This window comes from Klebsiella sp. ME-303 (assembly GCF_007910085.1).
Classification (GTDB): domain Bacteria; phylum Pseudomonadota; class Gammaproteobacteria; order Enterobacterales; family Enterobacteriaceae; genus Klebsiella; species Klebsiella michiganensis.
The window spans coordinates 1-1,623 of record NZ_VOJB01000020.1; the positions used below are offsets into that span (position 1 = coordinate 1).

General features: G+C 57.5%; 1 protein-coding gene. It reads right to left on the minus strand.

The genetic code is table 11. From position 1 onward, the window contains the following. Positions 1-1,623, minus strand: a 1,623-nt coding sequence (locus FQK12_RS00140; protein WP_146295615.1) for a DUF1983 domain-containing protein, incomplete at both ends; no start/stop codon positions are given.

The following is a 1,623-nucleotide window of genomic DNA, read 5'->3' on the forward strand; positions in this document are numbered from 1 at the left end:
CGCGTGCGGTGCTGAGCGATGTTGATCGCAAATGACCCGATGTCGCCCTCGATGTGGCTCGCATATACCGTCCCCTGGAACCAGCCGTCAGTCGCATAAACCGCACCGCGAACGATCACGTTGTTGAACTGCGAAGAGCCATCCTTGGCGATACGCCAGCCGCGTGACCCGTCAACAAAGTCATTCGAGCGGATCTCGTTGCCGATCTTCGCGTTCGTGATGGAACCGTCCGCGATTTTGGTTGAGGTCAGGGAACTGTTTTTGATACGTGCCGTATCGATATACAGCTCATTGCCTTCGGCAACCATCACCGGAACAGCCGTCGCATTATTACGGTTAAACAGCGAGAAGCGGTCAGCGTAGAGGATCATGTCGCTCGTTTCACCATTGCTGCCCAGCGTAATCCCCGCGCCAACATTCTTCCCGTTAACCGTCTCAACCTTCATCGACCACAGCGAACTCACCGTACCATTCACATCCGCCACGGTTTTGGCGGTGTTCTGAACGGAAGCGCTGAGATCCCCGACACTGGATGTCAGGGTCGTCTGCTGCGTTGCCAGCGCCTCCAGTGCCGTTGCATGCGTCTGCTGGGTACTGGTGATACTGGTCACCGATTTAATCGTGTTGTCCAGCGTCGTCTGGTTTTTGATGTTGGCGGCCGCCTGCGCGTCAATCTGCGACTGAAGCGAGGTATTCAGGCTGGCCTGTGTGCTCTGGCTGTCGCTTAGCGTCTTCGCCATGTTATCGACGCGGGAGTTGGCATTATCCACTTTCGTGGCCAGTGCCGTCTGCTGCTGCGCCTGGGCGGTGATTTTCCCTTCAGCATCCGTTACGCGAGCCGTCAGACCGCTCACGGCACTCGCCGTCGCGTCAGAGGCATCCTGTGCAGCTTTCGCATCGGTAACATCCGTGATAACCAGATCGTCGATATACAGCGAATAACCGGGGGTGCCGCTGCCGGAGGCGCCACGGGTAGAGATCCAGACCACTGCGCGTGTTCTCCCACCCCCGTTGTTACTGGCAATACCCGTAAATTTCACCCACTTATCACGCGCACCAAGAGCGGCTTCGCTGACAGTGACCGCCGACTGCCAGGAGTTTTGACCGGCAGCATTCAGTGAGTTAATGCCGACCAGCGTTGTCCACCCGGAGGATGGCGCCTGATCCGCCGGCATCATAGCCCAGAACTCAAACCGGAACTTCGCATCCTCACGGACTGACTGCCAGCTCCCAAGCTGTTTATCGCTGTTGCCGTTATTGTTCGCTCCTCGACTCACCTGCAGGCTCTTATTGCCGGTGAATTTCTGAGACGCCACCACAACGGCTGTGCCGTTCCCGCCCAGCACCTGGCCATCGCTGTAGCTTTCAAACGTACCGTCAACCCACGGATTAGCTCCCTGAGTGCGGATGGTATTGATGGTGCTGGTCAGCGACGTGATGCTCTGCGACTGGCTGGTGATGGTGTTTTCCACCTGGCTTACGCGACCGGTCAGTGAACTCACCGCGGACGTGTCAGCCTTTTTACCCAGCTCAGTATTCATCGTGGTCAGGCTGTTCTGCAGACTGGTGAGCTGCTGCGACTGCGAATCCAGTTTACCCTCGGCAGACGTCATCCGGGTGGTC